The sequence below is a fragment of the Deltaproteobacteria bacterium genome (genome assembly GCA_016930875.1).
Lineage (GTDB): Bacteria > Desulfobacterota > Desulfobacteria > Desulfobacterales.
Map to the genome: position 1 here is coordinate 81,151 of JAFGFW010000014.1, position 18,462 is coordinate 99,612.

The following is an 18,462-nucleotide window of genomic DNA, read 5'->3' on the forward strand; positions in this document are numbered from 1 at the left end:
TCTCCTTTACAAATTTGCTTGGGTTCCAGGTACGGGGCGCACAGCCATCCCGTCAGCAAACGCCTTCAGGGGAGTGGTGACCAACCTTTCTCCCTCTTCCAGACCAGCCTGAATCACCGCATCATCACCCTGAACCAAAGCCACGTCCACTTTGCGGAAGTGAAGCCGACTGTGCTTGTCCACAACCCAGACCAGATCGTCCTGGCGCAAAGCGGACCGCGGTATGATAGCGGCATTGGGCAAGCTTCGGCCTTGAATATTCACTGTGACAAAGAGACCCATGACAAGTGGTGGCTTCTTTGCGTAGGGTTTTTCCACCCGGACAACCACATTAATCATCCGGGTGCGCTCATCCAGTTTTCCTTCAGCACGTACCACCGTTGCCGGCCAGATCCGCTCTCGTCCGGCAATGCTGGCCAGGACCTTTGCAGGAGAACCAGGGCTGTTTCCAGGGGTGAAACCGGGTATATGGAACCAGAATGCACTCTCGTCTTCCAATGGCACAACAATTTCTGCCGCCTCAGTGGAATAGAGGATGGCTAAGGTCTGTCCGATTAAGACATGTTGGCCGATATCTACATGCTTTTGACTCACTCGTCCGTCAAACGGGGCCTTAATCTCTGTTCGTTCCAGGTTCAACAGCGCCTTGCTAAGATCGGCCTGATCAGCCTCCAGCTTTGCCCGTGCCGCGGCCAACTGAGGCTCCTTAGCCACCAAGGGCGGCGGCTCTATGTTTGCTTTGGCCCCTTCTTCATGAAGTAGACGCCACTCTTCCTGTGCCGCAGAGGCCTCTTCTTTGGCCAACTCAAGACGACTTTCAGCGTCTTTCACCTTGGCCTTGGCCAGAGTGACGGCTAAGTGGTAATCCACCGGATCTATACGCAGCAACGTGTCGCCCTTACTGAATTCGCCGCCATTCACCAGGGCAGGAGAGACAAAGACGACCTTGCCGCCAACTTGAGGTACCAGGCTGATTTCCCGCAAGGATCTCACCGTACCTTCACCTAAGATGTGGACCACTTGCGGGCCCGCTTTGATCCGTATGGTCCGCACCATGGGCGCTGGGGCGGGTGGTGGTTTGCGTTTCTCGAGTTGGGGTTTGCTCGCCGTTAAGGCGCGCATGCCTAGCACGCCCAAGGCGATTAAACCAACAGCGACGGCAAAATGAACAAGTCGCTTCTTTGTTCTGTTCATGGACAATATTCCTTTGGTTCTATTGATTTCATTGGTTCTGCTTAATCAAACGCCTCTTCTATTTGTGCCCAGCCGCCGCCTAAAGCTCGGTGCAGCGTAACGCGGTTGTTGATGATGGCCAAGTCGACCTCGACCAGACTTTGCTCGGCTTCAAACCGGATTTGCTGGGCGTCCAGCACAGTCAAGTAAGCCACCAGGCCCCGTTCATACCGGTTCTCAGCCACCCTCTGCGTGGCTCGGGCCTCCTCTAAAAAACGAAGTGTCCGGCCCCGACGTTCCAACTGCTCCTTGCGAGTCAAGAAAGCGCCTTCTACTTCGCCAAAAGCCGTCAATACGGTTTTGGCGTAGTCGGCCAAGCCTTGCTCATATCTTGCCTCGGCAGCCCGTTGACCGGCCTTCAATTTGCCTGCGTCAAACAGTGGTTGCACTACGCCCAAGGCTATGTTCCACAACTCGCTTTCAGGCTGGAAAAGTCGATTCAATTCGTCGCTCGAATAGCCGAAACTGCCCGTCAAGGCAATGCGAGGGAAACGGCTGGCTTTGCTCACCCCCACCCGGGCGTTTAAGGCTCTCAAATTGGCCTCGGCCGCTCTAATGTCGGGCCGACGCAACAGGAGCTCAGAGGGCAAACCGGGCGGCACCGGGGCCAAACGTCTAAGATACTCTTCCGGCTCTACTCGAGGAGGCCGGGTCTTGGGATATCGTCCCAGCAGTATGGCCAATTTCTGTTGGGTCGTACCATGGTTCTGGCGCAAGGATGGGAGTAAGGCTTCGGCCTGTGCCAGAATTCGGCGAGCCTGTCTTAAATCCAAAACGGAGGTCAGGCCGCGCTCGTAAAGATTTTCCACCAAGGCCTGGCTGCGGCGGAAGCCTTCGATGCTCTGTTCTGTAATCTGTATCCGCCGCTCGAGAGACTCAATCTGAAAATAGAGGCTGATCGTCTCTGCCACAATGGTTTGAGCTACAGTGCGGCGATTTTCTTCAGCCTGCAAGAGGTCGGCCCGGGCTGCCTCTTGACCTCGTGCCAACCGACCCCACAGGTCCAGCTCAAAGGAAGCGGGCAAGGTCAGATTGTAGCTCTCGGTTTCTCTCTTTTGAGAACTTCCTGAAATGGAAGTCGTTGCCGGTTGGCGTTGCCGCTGGCCCTTACCCTCGATGTTTAGACTGGGGAAACGGTCGGCTCTGGCCTGGACGAATTGCGAGCGCACCTCCAAGATTCTGGCTGTGGCCTTCTTGATGTCCAGGTTGTTTTTTATGACTTCCTCCACCAGTTGATTCAATTCGGATTTGCCAAAGACTTCCCACCACCGGTCTTTGGGCTCAGGCGCCACCGTCCCGGTCGGGGCATGTTGGTAGATCCCAGGCGTTTGGATGTCAGTGTCAGGCCGGTAATAATCCGGACCCACCTTCATACATCCGCTGGATACAAGGAGCGCCGCTAATGCAATAGAGAGGCAAAGAAGCGGGTGCTTCACCGAAGCGCCCCCTGTTCGCCAACGCCCAATCCTTTGAGGGAAAATTCCATAATGTGTTTCACCAATCGGGCCTCAAACGCTGAATTGTATTCCCGTCCCGTGATGCGGGTAACCGCCATCCGGGCGAAGTTGAAGTAGAGCACCATAGCGAATATACTCAAGATGTTAAGCATCAGATGTTCTTCTCCAAGCCCCTCGGGCATAAACGAACGGAATGTGTCGGCCAACTCATTAAAGAATGGCCGCATCACCTGCTTGGCCACCAGCTCAAAGGCCTCAGTAGGCTGGCCCAGCTCTCTGGCCATGAGTTGGTGGTGGCGCTGACGTTCCTCATCCGATAGCGGTCCTTTCAGAAAGGCCTGGGCCAGGGCTTTAGCCACCGTCGTAGGCGAGGGCGGGCCTTGAGCAGCCAAGGATTTCCTGAAATATTCTTGCAGGCGCATAGCCCTGGGCACCCAACGGGCGCGGAAAATCTCCATGTATAGATTTTCCTTATTCCCGAAATGGTAATTCACGGCTGCCAGATTGCATCGGGCGGCAGTCGTAATTTGTCTAATACTGACTGCGTCAAAACCTTTTTGCGCAAAAAGGGCTTCGGCCTCATTAAGAATGCGCTCTCTAGTCAAGTCATGATTGTCTCTTCGAATAGTCATCGCGCTTGCTCCATTTTGTCTAATAAACATTTATATTAAACGAACGTTTTAATGTCAAGCGCTTTTTGGCCGGGACTTTAAGTCGTCCATGTCTCTGATCTCGGGAACGCCTAACTTTCCTTTTCCTAATCCGGACAAGCCGGAACAAAAAAGCTCTCACGAAAGCACGAAAAAGAAAACTTAATTTCGTGTTTTTCCTCTTTCGTCATTTGCGGCATGCGCCTTAGGAAGAGGCGTGGTTGTCTTTAGGTTCTCTTGCCAGAAAAAGCACGAATTTCAAGAACTCAAAGTGAAAAGTCTTACCAATAAATGGCATTGGATTCCACAACTGTGACATTTTGTTCTCAATTATGGCGGGCCGGGTTTAGCGCTTGATACGCGTCAACTCTTTGAAACTATTAACAAAGGACGACAGACGCTTGATTTGGCACGATTCTTGTTGTACTCCCTGAAAGACTCCATCACCCTAGGAGGTTAGTAGTAACGTGGTCTTGGCAAAAGGCTTGCTGAAGAAATCACCTGGTGCAGGAGGTAAAGACCCGGAGGGTGCGGCCACGAAGGCCTTCTTGATATATTTTCAGTAATGATGTAGCTCTCGAAGAACCAAAGCAGAAAATACAAGAATAGCGTTTTACGAATGGCCACGAAGGCAATCCACCCGAAGGAGCGACTTTCATGGCCTTTTTTTGTGAAGGGAGGTGGTCAGAGTTAGGGTTGGAACAAGTTTGTAAGGGAGGAAGGGAGAATGACGAGACTATTATGCGCGGATTTTGCCGTTCTAATCATGGCAACAATGTTAGTGACTGTGGGCTGTGGCAAGCGAGTCTATTACTCCAACATATTTGGGCAATACACGATTGCCCAAGCCTATCAGCAGTATGCGGAACTCTTTCAAGTGAAACAGAGCCAGTGCAAGGAGTTTCTTACCTTTGAAGCCGGTTGGTGGAAGGCTGATGTGAAAAAAATAAAAGAGATGGGGATAAACGTTAGGGAGTTGTGTGAAAGATACTGCCGTGTAACACATATTAAGGTGCCATTCCCCTTGCTTGTTGACTACGATCTGTTATGTAGGAGTGGATAAGGAGTAGATGATTTTAACGCGTTGACTTTGCCTTTTTGGTCTGCTCCTTTATTTCTTGGCGGATGAGCTTTTTTCTGGACCAGCGCTCAAGCGTTCCGATCATGCCGCACTCGTAGGCCCGATCAACGCGCTCCTCCTCCTGCTTCAAGCCGTTTGGGGTTCGCATGGCGGCCCGGATGCAGGGCGTCGCCAACGGGCATTTCATGCAGTCGGGGGGTGTGGTCCTAAGCCCTTCTTCTCCCATGGGAAAAACCGTGTCCAGATGTCCAAAACACTCAGGGCGATCTGTCGTCTCATCAACCATTTCTCTTTCCATTTTGTAAGTTCTCAACAACCTTCATCCCCCGACGCTTATGGCAACCGCGTTACTCGAACCTTTCGAGATGCTGCTCCATTTTTTTTCTTGACATGGCGTTGAATGTATTACAGTATACAACACTAGAGTTGGAGAAAAAAGCATGAAATTCGGAAAACACGCGCAAATGGGCATATTTCATTTTGGCTATTATTATTGGTTCTTTGGACCGGTCGGCCCAGGGCGCGTAAGGAGGACTAGCCAATAGCTAAGCCATAGAAAACCTTAAGCCGTGGGCAGGCCGGACAGCCTGCCCGCGGCTTTCTTGTGTAGGGACAAAGGGTCGCGGAGGCACAGATCGCCGAGGCCCTTTTTGTTTCTTGAAAGGGAGGAGATCTCAAAATGATTATCGTCATGAAAAAAAAGGCAGGCAGGGAGCAGGTCGACAGCGTGATTCAATGGGTAGAATCCGTGGGGTACAAGGCTCACATCTCCGAAGGCGTTGAAAGGACCATCATCGGCGCTGTTGGCGACGAGCGGGAAAAGGTGCGTCTGAAAGCGGCAGAAGACATGCCGGGCGTTGACAAGGTTATGCCCATCTTGCAGCCTTATAAGCTCGCAAGCCGGGAATCCAAGGATGGTGACACCGTGATTGAGGTAGGAGACGTCGAGATAGGCGGACCAAAATGCGTAGTCATGGCAGGGCCCTGTGCGGTTGAAAGCGAAGAGCAATTAATGACGACTGCTACTGCGGTAAAAGAGGCAGGGGCCTCCATGCTGAGAGGGGGCGCCTTTAAACCGAGGACGTCTCCGTACAGTTTTCAGGGCTTGGGTGAAGAGGGCCTGAAAATCCTGGCACGGGCGCGGGAAGAGACCGGGTTGCCGGTGGTTACCGAGGTCATGGATGCCTCAGACGTGAACCTGATCGAAAGCTACGCAGACGTGCTTCAAGTGGGAGCCAGAAATGTCCAGAATTTTGCGCTCCTAAAGGCTGTTGGTCTTGCGAAAAAACCCATTCTTCTAAAAAGGGGAATGATGACCACCCTGGATGAACTGCTCATGTCTGCAGAATACATCATGGCCTCGGGTAATGACAATGTAATGCTCTGCGAGCGTGGCATTCGCACATTTGAAACATCCATGCGTAATACGCTCGACATAAGCGCAGTGCCGGTCCTTAAGGAAAAGACCCACCTTCCGGTCATTGTCGACCCCAGCCACGCCATTGGTCAATGGAGGTTTGTCCTGCCTCTTGCAAAGGCGGCTGTGGCAGTCGGCGCAGATGGCCTGATGATAGAAGTCCATCCCGATCCGCGCAATGCACTCTCAGACGGGCCCCAGTCACTGAAGCCCGAGAAATTCCATAAACTCATGGATGAGATAGAATCGATTGCCAATATCGTCAGAAAAGGGTATGCACAAGAACGTGGAGCGCATTAGAATCAATCTGGAAAAAACCCGTAATAATTCCTACGGGATCTATGTGGGCCATGGGATCGTGGATCACCTCAGGCTAATCCCCAAGATTCAGGATTATGTGGATCGGTGCGTCATCATTACCGACTCAGTCGTGAACCCCCTTTACGGAAAAACGGTCAAAGATAAGCTGCAGGAAGCTGCGCTGCCCGTAGACATAATTGAAATACCGGCAGGGGAGCCGTCAAAATCAATTGGGACCGTCCTTGATGTGGTGAAAAAACTCATCAACCTCAAGGCCAGCCGCAAATCCCTCTTGATTGCCCTGGGTGGTGGCGTGGTGGGTGATCTGACCGGATTTGTAGCCTCCATCTTCAAGCGTTCTATCCCCTACGTTCAGATTGCTACCAGCCTCGTGGCCCAGGTGGACAGCAGCGTGGGCGGCAAAACCGGCATTGATCTTGCCGAAGGCAAGAACCTGCTCGGCACATTCTACCAGCCGAAAGCTGTCTTCATCGACCTGTCCTTCTTAACGACCCTTTCTGACAGGGACTTCAAGAACGGATTGGCCGAGATCATTAAGTATGGCATCATCAGCGATGAAGAGATGTTTGAACTGCTTGAGCAGGAAAAGGATGCCATTTTCAACAGACAGCCGGCTCTGATGAAGACATTGGTGGAGCGATCCTGTAAGATAAAGGCCAATATCGTTGAGGCGGACGAACAAGAAGGGGGTTTGAGACGGATACTGAATTTCGGCCATACTCTCGGGCATGCCGTGGAGGCCGCCTCAGACTACAGGCTTTCTCACGGTGAAGCCGTGGCCATAGGGACTGTTGCTGCTGCCAGGATCTCTCATATACTTGGCTACCTGGATGATCAGTCATGTAAGAGGATCGTTCACGTGATCAAGCAGTACGGGCTGCCCGCCAAAATCCCGCCAGGCTTCAGCACAAAAGAAATCCTTGCCTTTATGGCCAGCGACAAAAAGGCTGTGGGGGCAAAGCTTCACTTTGTCCTGATAAAAAAAATAGGGGACCCCTTTGTAACGGATGAAGTACCCACGGACATCATCACGGATGTTATTGAAGAACTTAGGACATGACTAAAGATTCCTTAGACCAACTCAGGCGCAAGATTGAATCCCTGGACCTCGAACTCTTAAGGCTGTTAAACGAACGGGCTTCGGTTTCCCTTAAAATCGGCAGAATCAAAGCCAAGGATGGCCTGGATGTCCATGACCCCTGGCGAGAACAGGTAATCTTTGACTACCTGGCCAAGCACAACAATGGGCCACTTAAAGCTGGCGAGATCCAGGAGATATTTCAAAGAATCGTATCAATATCCAAAAGGATCCAGTCTGCAGTCTCTTCCAGCAGGTCCGATCTGCTGACAAAGTCGGATGACGTGGACACATCGTTTACTGTGACCGGCGAAACCGCTCTCTACGGCATCCTGGGAAATCCTGTTGGACACAGCATGAGCCCTCTGATGCACAATACCGCCTTCAGGCTCCTTTGCCTGGATGCCATGTATCTGCCCTTTGAGGTGGACGATCTCCCAGCGGCCCTAATCGGTATGAAGGCGCTTAACGTAAAAGGCGCAAGTGTGACTCATCCCTTTAAGACACAGATCATCGGGCTTCTGGACGACATCGATGATACAGCCGAAAAGATCGGAGCGGTCAACACCTTGGTATTTAACAAGAACAACGTGCGCGGCGCCAACACAGATTGGATTGGCGCCGTCAGGTGCCTCGAGACCTTGCTTCCCATACAGCATCACAGGTTCGTGGTGATTGGCGCCGGGGGAGCTGCAAGGGCGGTGATTTTTGGCATCACGAGCAAAGGGGGAAAGGCTGTTGTGGTAAACAGATCTTCTGCGAAAGGGCGCGCCTTGGCCGAGGAATTTGATTGTGCTTTTGTCCCCCTTTCCGAAATCAAGAGCGCCGATGGCGACTGTTTGGTAAATACCACGCCAGTGGGGATGTATCCCAAAATTGATGAGATGCCTGTGCCAAGGGAGGTGCTGGGCACATACAAGGCCGTGGCCGATGCCGTATACAACCCGCTTAAGACATTGCTTCTCAAAGAGGCAGAAGCAGCAGGATGTAAAGTAGCGTCCGGACTTGAGATGTTTGTTCTTCAGGGCGTTGAACAGTTCAGGACCTGGACTGGGAATGAGGCTCCTATCGATAAAATGAGGCAGGTTGTGTGTCGAAGGTTGTTGGCTGGCGTTGACTAGTGGCTTGTACCATATATCCCTACGCCACTGGGAAAGTTGACAGTGCGGCCATTTTGCCAGCACGGTTGACTAGTGGCTTGTACCATATATCCCTACGCCACATTTTCGAGGTGTTATCAGGTGCCGGAGTAACTTCTCAATAAGTCCTGGTAATTCTCTGAAACTGTGATTTCGGGTCATTGCGAGGAGTCCCGCCTGTGGCGGGACGACGACGCAATCTCAGCGCTACCCAGGAAATTGCTTCGCTTCGCTCGCAATGACGAGAACCCGGACTTTTTGAGAAGTTACGTGCCGGAGCCCCAAAAACCTTGGCTCAAGGCACAGGGCAAAGCAATCAACTCCCTTGTGCCTCTCATACTGAAATGAAGCACATCAAGCCGATCAAGAATATTAATGCCACGGTTCGCGTGCCGGGCTCAAAAAGCTATACTCAGAGGGCGCTGATCGCTGCTTCACTTGCCAGGGGCAACTCGCTTGTCAGAGATGCCCTCATTTCCGAAGATACGGAGTATTTGATCAATGCCCTCAGACTACTGGGAGCAACTATCGGGCGCAACGGTTGCGACCTGAACATCCAGGGAACCGGAGGAGCGCTCAACACCCCTTCTGAGACCATCTATATGGGAAATAATGGAACCGGCCTCAGGCTCCTCACCGGCACGGTCTCGCTGGGACACGGGACCTTTGTACTTGATGGCAACGCTCGTATGCGTCAAAGGCCCATCCAACCCCTCCTTGACGCCTTAGAAAATATTGGCGTTCAAGCTGCATGTATTGAAGGAAACGAATGCCCTCCGGTTCGAGTCCTTGCCAAAGGACTTTCCGGCGGAAAGACAACACTCGCCACAGGGCTAAGCAGCCAGTACCTCTCCTCCCTCCTTCTTGCAGCTCCTTATGCCGGGAAGGATACCGAAATCAAGGTGCTGGGATCTCTCCCGTCCTGGCCTTATGTGCGGATGACCCTGGATGTAATGGCCCGATTTGGCGCGAAAGTCTCAGATGGACAATTCAATTCTTTTTTGATCAAAGCTCCACAGGCCTATCGCGCCCGGGACTATGTTGTGGAGGGAGATGCCTCGAGCGCTACCTATTTCATGGCTGCCGCCGCCGTCTGCGGAGGCACGGTGAGGATAGCAAATATCAATCCGGGCTCCTTGCAGGGAGACCTGCGTTTTTCGGATGTCCTCAAGATCATGGGATGCAGGATCAACACCTCTGGCAAAGGGCTGGAAATCACAGGCCCCTTATCCAATCACGGAGACCTTTCTTTTGATCTACATGACGTGCCCGACATGGTTCCTGGCCTTGCTGTAGTTTCTGCCTTCAGGAAGGGGAAGACGGTCTTGAAAAACATTGCGCATCTTCGCATTAAAGAGTCCGACAGAATCAGGGCTGTGACCAATGAGCTTCGAAAGATCGGCGCAAAGGCCGAAGAAAAAGCCGATGGAATGATCATACAGGGCATGGTTACACAGGGCGCGGAAATAGAGTGCTACAGCGACCACCGGATCGCCATGAGTTTCGCCATTGCAGGCCTGGCCGTTGAGGGCATTTCCATCAAAGATCCCGGTTGCGTCAAGAAATCCTTCCCGGACTTCTGGGAAAGGCTTGAGTCTTTGGGTTAAATCTAACACTCAAGATTGTGGAATAGGGGCAATAGCCGTGAACACAGAATCGAAAACCCGAAAAATCCTCGTTATCCACGGCCCGAATTTGAACATGCTGGGCCGACGCGAGCCGTCTTTGTATGGTAGCGCGACCCTCGAAGAGATCGACTCGGAGATCAAGAAGACCGCACAGAAATTCGCAATGGTGGCACAGACCTTTCAATCAAACTATGAAGGCGAAATAGTGGAAAAGATCCAAGATGCCTTGGAAGGTTATGAGGCTGTGATCATCAACCCTGCAGCATATACCCACACCAGCGTTGCCATAAGAGATGCACTGTTGATGCTGGATATTCCGATCATTGAAGTTCACCTTTCAAACATCTACAAGCGGGAGCCATTCAGGCACAGGTCTTTTGTTGCTGATGTCGCAACAGCCCGAGTGGCCGGCTTCGGCAAAGAAGGGTATCTGATGGCCGTGGAAGCTGTAGCAAACATGCTGAAAGGGAAGGATTGAGAGATTAGGGGATTTAGGAATCTAGTCCGTTAGCAATGAAATTCGTTTTTTTGATAGAAAATTGTAAAGCAACCACGCCTCTTCCTAAGGCGCATGCCGCAAAGCACGAAATTTCGAAGACACGAAATTTCTCTAGAAATCTTTTCTTCGTGCTTTAGTGTCCCTTCGTGTTTTCGTGGCAGTTCTCTTTTTTTGTTTCAGCTTCTCCGGGTTAAAGATTGTGCCATATGAACATTGTCTTGATCGGATACAGGGGCACTGGTAAGACAGCCGTGGGCAAAGCCCTTTCAAAAAGACTTGGAAGGCAATTCTACGATGCAGATCTCTTTCTTGAAGAAAAACTCGGAAGAACCATAAGCGACATAGTTGCTTCAGAAGGTTGGCCCTTTTTTCGGGAAAGAGAAAAGGAGGTCCTTCGGGAAATCTCTGCCACGAAGAGCTCGGTAATTGCTACCGGCGGCGGGGCAGTCATGGACAAAGACAATGTCAGGTCTCTTGGCAAAAACGGCTCATTTGTTCTCCTTAAGGCAGACATTGACACCATGATCCAGAGAATCCAAAGCGATGAGTCAAACTCGCAGCAGCGGCCAGATCTGTTGGGGAGTGATATCTATGAGGAAACCAGGGCCCTGCTCAAACAAAGAATGCCCGTTTACGAAGAAGTGGCGGATTTTTCTCTAGACACCACAAACCTGACCGTAGATGAAGTCGTAGAAAAGATAGCGCAACACCTCAAATGACATAAAGGTATAGCGTCGGGTACATGGCGCCGGGGGTTTGTTGGTCATGTGCGGCGGATGCCTGATACCGGATGGCGGATGATCATTTGTGCAAGTCGGAGGATTTCGTGCCGGTCTGCGGACTCCGGCTTTCGCTATCCAATTCACGATTACACGAGTCACGGTTCACGGCCCTGGTAGGGCCTGGGAGGTCTTATGTCAGGAAACAGTTTTGGTAAAGCTTTCGTTGTCACCACCTGGGGGGAATCACATGGAAAGGCACTGGGGGTGGTGATTGACGGATGTCCACCGCGGTTGCCACTGACCGAATCTCATATTCAGAACGAATTAGACAGGAGAAAACCCAAGGGCGCCCCGGCAAGCACTACAAGACGTGAACCGGACAAGGTGGAAATACTTTCTGGCGTATTTGAAGAACGGACCACAGGAACGCCCATCTCCCTCCTTATTAGTAACAAGGATGCAGACAGCAAGGCGTATGAGGCAATTAAGGATACCTTCAGGCCCGGCCACGGAGACATCACCTACCAAAAAAAATACGGGATACGCGATTACAGGGGCGGAGGCAGGGCCTCGGGCAGGGAAACAGCAGCACGGGTTGCAGCGGGCGCTGTGGCCAGAGCGGTCCTGGACCAAGAGGGTGTCACAGTGACTGCCTATACCCTGGAGCTTGCGGGGATCAGGGCACAGAATATGGACCTTGAGGATGTTGAAAGAAACCCTTTTCTTACCCCCGATCCGGATGCGGCGGCTCTGATGGGAAAAAAAATACAGGAGATCAAGGCTTGTGGAGATTCCGCCGGGGGTGTTGTTGAAGTGCTGGTCCACGGGTGTCCCCCGGGACTGGGGGAACCCGTTTTTGACAAGCTGGATGCGGACCTTGCAAAAGCCCTTATGAGTATCGGGGCCGTAAAGGCGGTCGAAATCGGAGTGGGCCTGGAGGCGGCCAGGCTGCTGGGTTCTGAGTGCAACGACGAGATCACACCGGAAGGATTTGCCACAAACCGCTCAGGAGGAATCCTTGCAGGTATTTCCAATGGCGACGATATTGCGGTTAGGGCCGCGGTAAAGCCTATCTCCTCGATTCAGATAGAGCAAAAAACCATTGATATCCATTCACAGCCCACCACGATCTCTGTCAAGGGCCGGCACGACATTTCCGCCATTCCCAGGATCGTGCCTGTGTGTGAGGCAATGGTAAGGCTTGTGATTGTGGATCATTTGTTACGACAGAGGGTTTTGGGATGAAAAAATGCAATATCGGCATCATCGGAGGCGCAGGCCGCATGGGCAGGTGGTTTTCCCGGTTTTTTGAAGCGGCCGGCCATAGAGTGCATGGTATTGAGGCAAAAGAAATTCAAGATATGCAGTCCGTGTCCAGGAGCAGTGATGTTGTGGTCATAAGCGTTCCCATAGGCAAAACCTGCAAGGTCATTGAAGAACTCGGGCCTTTCGTTCCAGCAGAATCGCTCCTCATGGATTTGACGTCACTCAAAGTCAAGCCCGTTGAGTGCATGGTAAGTTATTCACGGTCAGAAGTAATCGGCACTCACCCACTCTTTGGGCCTGATGCTCAAGACCTTCAAGGTCAGACCATTATCCTCTGCCCTGCTCGAGCCGAAAAATGGCTCCCGTGGTTGACGGATTTGCTCTCGGCTCATGGCGCAAGGCTGGAGATAATCTCTCCGGAGAAACATGATAAGATCATGGCCATTGTTCAGGCCATGGGACATATGAGCACCATGCTCATGGGCCTCCTGCTTAAAGAGCTGAATCACGACCCGAACGATCTCAAGAGGTACTGCACACCACTTTTTAGAATCCACATGAGTCTCATAGGCAGACTTTTCAGCCAGGACCCCAGGCTATATGCCGAACTGATCGCACTGAACCCCGAGGCTAAGCGCCCTCTCGCCATGTACAGCTCATTGCTGGAAAAGCTGAAGAGGTGGGTAGATGAGGGCAAAACAGACGAAATCTCCCGCGCTCTCACAGATGCTTCACACTTTTTTGACCCCGCAAAAACCGCGTCTTTTGCCGTAGACAAGGATCTGATCAAGGCGGTGACAGACTCGACCTGAAGAAAAACGAAACAAAGAAAAAGGCCCCTGGGGTGATTGGGGGACACCAGGGGCCTCAAAAAGGAGGTTTCACACGAAGGAGAACACCTCCCATCGTGCCTTTCTTAAAGCCCCTGAACGCAGGCAAACCCAGTCTTTGGGATGGAAGGGCGTTGCTTCAGGGGCCAAGAGGTAAAGGCAGAGCCGCTTCTGCCCCGCCAATCCTTTCTCAGGCTACAAAATCGCTTCGCGATCTTATCCTTATCTTATGCAAATACTATGCAAAAACGAGGAATACAAAAGTATTTCCTTCATTTTGGCATAGTTAGTCCATATTGCGCTGAACGCCGCGTCCACAATAATGGGCAATTAAGGTAATAATTTGGGAAAATAAATGCCACCTTCGAGTATGCAAAGTAGCAGTTTCTTACCGTCAACACTTGATGGACCCGCAATGTGCCAACAAGGCAGGTCGGGTTGTTACCAACCCAACGATGGCAATTTCTCATTTCCAGTCCTGGGATGTTGAGCGGACGATCCCCAAACCGAAGCAGACATCTCATAATCAGATCACAAACGCTTGTGGGCGGTCGTGGATTCGAGATTGAATGCAGAATTTTTAAGACAATAAGCCTTTGTCCGTCCCTCTTACGACCAACGTATAGCGTTTTATCCGTCGTCCCGCAGAATGGTCTGGATCATTACATTTCCTTTGTGACTGCATAATATGGTTACATATAATCATCGCTTCCCATTGTTGTCAGATAGAATCCGAAGCCCAGAAATATGTCTCTTTGTTCGTTTTCACGCGCTTTTGGCAACCAAAAAACGTCCACAAGCCTGGATGTACAAATATCTTCTGGAGGCAGCTTAAAACCGGTTCTTCGGCGAGGCTAAGGGGTAACTCTATATCCCCGCTTTCTTAGAAGGATGATTCTAGCCCCAAAAATGCCATTCTAAGACCTTATTTGGCGCGAAATCTGACGCTTTGTCTTGTAATATCTAATACTTGCCATGGCCCGGACCCCCTCTTGCCTCCCCGATCATGGAATCGAGGCTCTCCGTAAACTCAAAAGCTGATTATCTGATTGGCCCAGTCGTTGTAATGGTCGTGGCAGGAGAAGATGAGCACCTGGTGCGTCTTAGACATTTCCTTAAGTAGATTTCGGGTATTCTCCCGGCGCAAGGCGTCAAAATGTACTAACGGATCGTCCAGGATGAGAGGAATAGAATTTCCCCCCGTGACCGCATCTATGAGCGCCAAGCGCGCTGCCAGGTAAAGCTGATCCTTGGCACCCGCAGAGAGCTCTTCTGTGTCAGGATTGATCCAATCACCTTTCTCACGGCTAAACACCCGAAGAGAGAAGTCTTCTCTTGAGAGGCGGACTCGGTCATACTTCCCGCCAGTGATCAGGGCAAAATAAGCACCAATCCGTTCGTCAACCTCGCCAGAAATGCTCTTTAAAATGTTCTGGCGTGCTTCGTTAAGAACCTCACCGATAATCTCATAGGCCCTGAGCCTCATCCTTAGCCTGTCAGCCCTCCTTTCCAGGGACTCGATACGCTCCTCGAATTCGGCTACATCCTCCTGGCCATAGCGGTCTTCCTGGAGGATGTGTTCAAGCGTTTGTCGCTCAACCTTGAGCTCGGACAGTTTCTTTTCCAACGTTTTGACCTCATCCTCTTGCTTGACGACTTCTTCCCCTGATGCTTCGAAGGCCTTGAGATCGTCCAGGGCTGTCTCTGCCACGAGCATATGCCGGGCTAGATCTTTCTTCTCCTTTTCGAGATCCTCTTTGCTAAACGATTTCAGGATACCTTGGTTTTCACGGATATTTCCTTCAAGCTCCTGAACTTCTTTACGCATTGACGGGATCTCTCGCTCTCGCTCTGCGAGTTCCTCCTCTGAAATCGCAAACTCCTTCATCTCTTCAAAAGCCTTGCTTAGTTGCTCTAACCGGATTTCTAACTCGCTCGCCCCTTTTGCCAAAGACGCCATGGTCTCTTTGCCCAACGTGATCTTGAGTTCCCCCTCCTTAGCCTCCAATTGTCGCTGAGTTTTTTCCCGCAGTTCTTTCATGGCTACCAGTTCTGCGACCGACTGGCACTGATACTGTTCAAGCCGAGTCTTCAAAAGGCCCTTCTTTTCCTTCAGTTCCTCCAGGCTCTCTTCCAATGCCCTGTCCTTGGTGGCTACCCGTACTTCGGCAATATCTTTGAAGTCAACCCGGATCTCTTTTTTGGCGGTCTCTTCCAAGGTTGTGCCGGCAGCCCCCTCGCCAGCCGAAACGATGCCATCCTCGGTCTCGATTTCATAGGGTATTGGCCTTTTGAGGGTGACCTTTAGAAGCATGCCTCGCTCGCCTATACTCCTTTCCAGGGCTTTCACATCGCTTTCCATCTGAACCAGATCTCGCACCAATGCTTTGGGAAAGACAGGAATATCCCCAAGGGACTTCTTCAATACGTCGCGTGCCTCGGCGATTTCTTTGGCCCTGCCCAGTAAGTCCTTTTTTTGCTGGCATTCTTTGTCCAGGGCTTCCTTTTCCACCTTGGCCCTCACGGCCCCCCTGTGCTTTTGCAGATTGGCCTCGCAGGTTATCAGCTTGTTATCCTTGCTCTCGAGCTGCGACCTTATTTTGTCGATCTCTAGATCGGCCTTGCTGAGCCTATCCAGATTTGCCACTGTCTTTTCGAGGGCCTTGTCCAGGGTTTCGAGCTTCTCGTTTGCCTTGATGTACAGCTTGGATTTTTCCAGCGCTTGCTTCTTTAGCTCCAAAGACTTGGTAGCTTCCTCCAACTCATTGGCCACTTCGTTGACTCTGCTTCTGGCCCCGTGAAGCTTTGAAACTATACCGGCAACCTCCTCTCTCCTCTCTCTCAAGCGGTTTAGTTCATCCATCATCTGTCGTATCTGGCCGGGGTTGGCAGGCGCTGGCCGGTCCAGCCCCCTTTTCAGATCCAACACCTTTTTCTCAAGCCTCTTTGCAATAGTTTCCGCAGCCGAGTCTTCCTTGCCGGCGACTTTTTCCTCAAGGAGGCTGCGCAGCTCTTTTTGTCCGGAACTTATCGCGTGAAGTTCATCCTGGAAAACGCAAGCGGTGCTGGTGAAAATGTCTTTGGAGAAGAACCCGATGACCTCTGCCAGCTTGGCATTCACCTTGTTCTTATCTTTCCAAAATTCACCGGTTGTCACGTTGCGAAGCAGCGTGGATCTGTTTTCAAAGTCCTTCTCAAGCACATAGGTTTCACCATTTGTTTTGAATTCCAGAATGAGATGGTAGAGGCTTTCCTTGTTCCACCTCCTAGCTTCTTCAAGGCGCTGGGCAGATGATTTGGGGTCCTCAAACAAGCCGAAGAGCATGGCGGAAAGAAGCGATGATTTTCCGGCCTCGTTGGGACCTTTGAACAGTACGATGCCGTCGCCGATATCACTGGAAAAGGTATCAATGTTTCGAAAGCGATTGATCTGTAAGCGTGTTAATTTCATGTCACCCGTTTGGCTCTCAGGCCTCTCTGCCGTTCAGCAGGGCGAAGCCCCTTTGCAGTGCCTCATCCAGAACTGGTTTTTCGGAAGGATCTGCAGTCTCCAGCCTTTTTCCCATGACGCGCAGAAACTGGCCTATCACCGTAGATTCGGGAAAGTCTGCCACAGGGATACGGTCAAGGGATGTGGATAACTCACCGGTAATGACTTCGAGATGGAAAAACGAATCTCCCAGCGCTTCTGCAAGTCTCTCGTCACTCACGTTCCATGCCAGTGGCTTTAAGCCGTTTAATTTGACCCGAAGAAGGGTCTTTGGATCGGCCCATTGGCGGATCTCCTGAATAAGGTCTTCTTCTGATTCGAAAGTCTCGATGGCCAGATCGACTGTCTTCCAAAGAAATTTGCCTACCCGCTTCTTTTCAACCCGGGTGGCTAATTCCTCAATGGAAACGATGAGGGCGAAGCCGGAGTCCTCCCCTTCTTCGAAACTCAGGGTCTCTGACGCCCCGCAGTAAAAGGCCTTGACGCCACCTTGAGAAAAATCAGAGTACCGGTGCCAGTGCCCGAGGGCAACATAGTTCATGCCAGAAGCAGCAATCTCCCTGGGCTCAATAGGGTAATAGTCGCCAGCGAACTTTGCCTCGATGGCCATCTCTCCGTGGGCCATGACGACGTGGTACTTGGTCTCGTTGGTTTTCCTAAGTGCTGCCAGCGGGCTCTCGGTTCCTTTTGGGCTCAGGTTGGCCTTGCCGTAAACCGTGATGTCGAGTTTTGGAAAGGGAATGGCCGTGATTTCATCTGTGAAGATGTGTATATTAGGGATATTCTGAAATTCGAGGCGGCCGTAAACCGAAGAGGCGTCGTAGCAATCATGCGTCCCCGGAAGAATGCAGACCGGCACCAATGGCAGCCGCTTGAGCTGAGTCACGGCATCCTCTACCAGGTTCCTCGATACTGCATTGGAGTCGAACAGGTCGCCAGCGATAAGCACCAGATCAACGGCCTCTGCCACGGCCAGATCTACTAAAGTTCTAAGGGACTCTTTCACGGCTTGGCGGAGCTGTTTTCCCTTTTCTCCGAACCCGGAAAATTTGACGCCAACGTGCTGGTCCGCGGTATGAAGAAGTTTGACCATACGGTTCTATGCACTACAGAAAGACAGTTTCCAATATGAAACATACCGGAGAATCAGGGCTGGTCTTACATGCCCCTGCCGTCGGGTCGCCGGCTACAAGGCTCTTCCCAAATGCGACTTGAAACAAAAGCATTATTCAACACCGTCCTTTCTAAGCGAAAGAGCATGCTTGTCTCAGATGCCTTTCCGAAAGGTGCTTTTCTTAATGGAGGGCCATCCTTCGCCGTAAGATTTCCCATACCCTTGCTCCGGCAGGGGTGTTTTTCAAGAGTATAGGAGTCAGCGTCCCGAGTTTCACATGTCCCACCCCTTCCCTCGTTTTCATTATGGCCAACTACTTACGGACTGTTCAAGATTTTCTTGTGTTGTAAACAAAAGGCCTAAGTCTGGCCGACGAGGATAGAACTCTTGGCCCAATAGTTTTATCCTGCGTAATGTGTCTGGTTCTTGACGCTCACCCAATCCCAATACTATTGCCAGGGATGAAAAAGTACCCCGATTTCAGGGGTGAGAAAGTAAGCCTGCTTAAGGGGCAATAAATAACCCACCTGGATTTTC

Annotated in this window: 15 protein-coding genes; 9 read left to right on the forward strand and 6 right to left on the reverse strand. The window is 51.4% G+C overall.

What is annotated here, in order from left to right; all coding sequences use genetic code 11:
• Positions 1-6: 6 nt before the first annotated feature.
• Genes JW883_01420 through JW883_01430 form a run of 3 tightly spaced genes read right to left on the reverse strand, consistent with a single transcriptional unit; the run spans position 7 to position 3,322 of the window.
• Positions 7-1,194: an efflux RND transporter periplasmic adaptor subunit gene (locus JW883_01420; GenBank protein ID MBN1840925.1), complete on the reverse strand. Its 1,188-nt coding sequence runs from the start codon at positions 1,192-1,194 to the stop codon at positions 7-9.
• Between the two features lie 41 nt (positions 1,195-1,235).
• On the reverse strand, positions 1,236-2,606 hold the full coding sequence (locus JW883_01425) for an efflux transporter outer membrane subunit (protein ID MBN1840926.1): 1,371 nt from the start codon (positions 2,604-2,606) through the stop codon (positions 1,236-1,238).
• A gap of 59 nt (positions 2,607-2,665) precedes the next feature.
• A complete protein-coding gene (locus JW883_01430; protein MBN1840927.1) occupies positions 2,666-3,322 on the reverse strand; it encodes a CerR family C-terminal domain-containing protein in 657 nt (218 codons plus the stop codon).
• A 745-nt stretch (positions 3,323-4,067) separates the two neighbouring features.
• On the opposite strand from JW883_01430, the gene JW883_01435 reads away from it, so the two are divergent.
• Entirely contained in the window at positions 4,068-4,403 is a 336-nt protein-coding gene (locus tag JW883_01435) for a hypothetical protein (GenBank protein MBN1840928.1), read from the forward strand.
• Between the two features lie 13 nt (positions 4,404-4,416).
• Here JW883_01435 and JW883_01440 read toward each other — a convergent pair whose 3' ends face one another.
• Complete coding sequence (locus JW883_01440; GenBank protein MBN1840929.1) at positions 4,417-4,707, reverse strand: hypothetical protein; 291 nt, start codon at positions 4,705-4,707, stop codon at positions 4,417-4,419.
• A gap of 393 nt (positions 4,708-5,100) precedes the next feature.
• Between JW883_01440 and aroF the strand changes: the two genes are divergently transcribed.
• The 8 genes from aroF to JW883_01480 all read left to right on the forward strand — a co-directional run bounded on the left by aroF (position 5,101) and on the right by JW883_01480 (position 13,303).
• Positions 5,101-6,138: a 3-deoxy-7-phosphoheptulonate synthase gene (gene aroF, locus JW883_01445; protein ID MBN1840930.1), complete on the forward strand. Its 1,038-nt coding sequence runs from the start codon at positions 5,101-5,103 to the stop codon at positions 6,136-6,138.
• Positions 6,089-7,219, forward strand: a complete 1,131-nt coding sequence (gene aroB, locus JW883_01450; GenBank protein ID MBN1840931.1) for a 3-dehydroquinate synthase — start codon at positions 6,089-6,091, stop codon at positions 7,217-7,219. The genes aroF and aroB overlap by 50 nt, the downstream gene beginning before the upstream one ends.
• Positions 7,216-8,358 (forward strand): shikimate dehydrogenase, encoded by a 1,143-nt coding sequence (locus JW883_01455; protein MBN1840932.1) that lies wholly within the window; start codon positions 7,216-7,218, stop codon positions 8,356-8,358. The genes aroB and JW883_01455 overlap by 4 nt, the downstream gene beginning before the upstream one ends.
• A gap of 362 nt (positions 8,359-8,720) precedes the next feature.
• On the forward strand, positions 8,721-9,983 hold the full coding sequence (aroA, locus tag JW883_01460; GenBank protein ID MBN1840933.1) for a 3-phosphoshikimate 1-carboxyvinyltransferase: 1,263 nt from the start codon (positions 8,721-8,723) through the stop codon (positions 9,981-9,983).
• Positions 9,984-10,077: 94 nt separating this feature from the next.
• A complete protein-coding gene (gene aroQ / locus JW883_01465) occupies positions 10,078-10,482 on the forward strand; it encodes a type II 3-dehydroquinate dehydratase (GenBank protein ID MBN1840934.1) in 405 nt (134 codons plus the stop codon).
• A 227-nt stretch (positions 10,483-10,709) separates the two neighbouring features.
• Entirely contained in the window at positions 10,710-11,222 is a 513-nt protein-coding gene (locus JW883_01470) for a shikimate kinase (GenBank protein MBN1840935.1), read from the forward strand.
• A 195-nt stretch (positions 11,223-11,417) separates the two neighbouring features.
• On the forward strand, positions 11,418-12,470 hold the full coding sequence (gene aroC, locus JW883_01475; protein MBN1840936.1) for a chorismate synthase: 1,053 nt from the start codon (positions 11,418-11,420) through the stop codon (positions 12,468-12,470).
• Entirely contained in the window at positions 12,467-13,303 is an 837-nt protein-coding gene (locus JW883_01480) for a prephenate dehydrogenase/arogenate dehydrogenase family protein (protein MBN1840937.1), read from the forward strand. Before aroC ends, JW883_01480 begins: the two co-directional genes overlap by 4 nt.
• A 1,048-nt stretch (positions 13,304-14,351) precedes the next feature.
• On the opposite strand, the gene JW883_01485 is transcribed toward JW883_01480, so the two are convergent.
• Positions 14,352-16,772, reverse strand: coding sequence for an AAA family ATPase (locus JW883_01485; protein ID MBN1840938.1), 2,421 nt, complete (start codon positions 16,770-16,772; stop codon positions 14,352-14,354).
• A gap of 16 nt (positions 16,773-16,788) precedes the next feature.
• On the reverse strand, positions 16,789-17,904 hold the full coding sequence (locus JW883_01490; protein MBN1840939.1) for an exonuclease SbcCD subunit D: 1,116 nt from the start codon (positions 17,902-17,904) through the stop codon (positions 16,789-16,791).
• Between the last annotated feature and the right edge of the window lie 558 nt (positions 17,905-18,462).

Excerpts from the sequence above, each read along its gene's own strand:
- JW883_01420 (MBN1840925.1), bottom strand. The coding sequence starts at position 1,194 with ATGAACAGAACAAAGAAGCGACTTGTTCATTTTGCCGTCGCTGTTGGT.
- JW883_01425 (MBN1840926.1), bottom strand. The coding sequence starts at position 2,606 with ATGAAGGTGGGTCCGGATTATTACCGGCCTGACACTGACATCCAAACG.
- JW883_01430 (MBN1840927.1), bottom strand. The coding sequence starts at position 3,322 with ATGACTATTCGAAGAGACAATCATGACTTGACTAGAGAGCGCATTCTT.
- JW883_01435 (MBN1840928.1), top strand. The coding sequence starts at position 4,068 with ATGACGAGACTATTATGCGCGGATTTTGCCGTTCTAATCATGGCAACA.
- JW883_01440 (MBN1840929.1), bottom strand. The coding sequence starts at position 4,707 with ATGGTTGATGAGACGACAGATCGCCCTGAGTGTTTTGGACATCTGGAC.
- aroF (MBN1840930.1), top strand. The coding sequence starts at position 5,101 with ATGATTATCGTCATGAAAAAAAAGGCAGGCAGGGAGCAGGTCGACAGC.
- JW883_01455 (MBN1840932.1), top strand. The coding sequence starts at position 7,216 with ATGACTAAAGATTCCTTAGACCAACTCAGGCGCAAGATTGAATCCCTG.
- aroA (MBN1840933.1), top strand. The coding sequence starts at position 8,721 with ATGAAGCACATCAAGCCGATCAAGAATATTAATGCCACGGTTCGCGTG.
- aroQ (MBN1840934.1), top strand. The coding sequence starts at position 10,078 with ATGCTGGGCCGACGCGAGCCGTCTTTGTATGGTAGCGCGACCCTCGAA.
- JW883_01470 (MBN1840935.1), top strand. The coding sequence starts at position 10,710 with ATGAACATTGTCTTGATCGGATACAGGGGCACTGGTAAGACAGCCGTG.
- aroC (MBN1840936.1), top strand. The coding sequence starts at position 11,418 with ATGTCAGGAAACAGTTTTGGTAAAGCTTTCGTTGTCACCACCTGGGGG.
- JW883_01480 (MBN1840937.1), top strand. The coding sequence starts at position 12,467 with ATGAAAAAATGCAATATCGGCATCATCGGAGGCGCAGGCCGCATGGGC.
- JW883_01485 (MBN1840938.1), bottom strand. The coding sequence starts at position 16,772 with ATGAAATTAACACGCTTACAGATCAATCGCTTTCGAAACATTGATACC.
- JW883_01490 (MBN1840939.1), bottom strand. The coding sequence starts at position 17,904 with ATGGTCAAACTTCTTCATACCGCGGACCAGCACGTTGGCGTCAAATTT.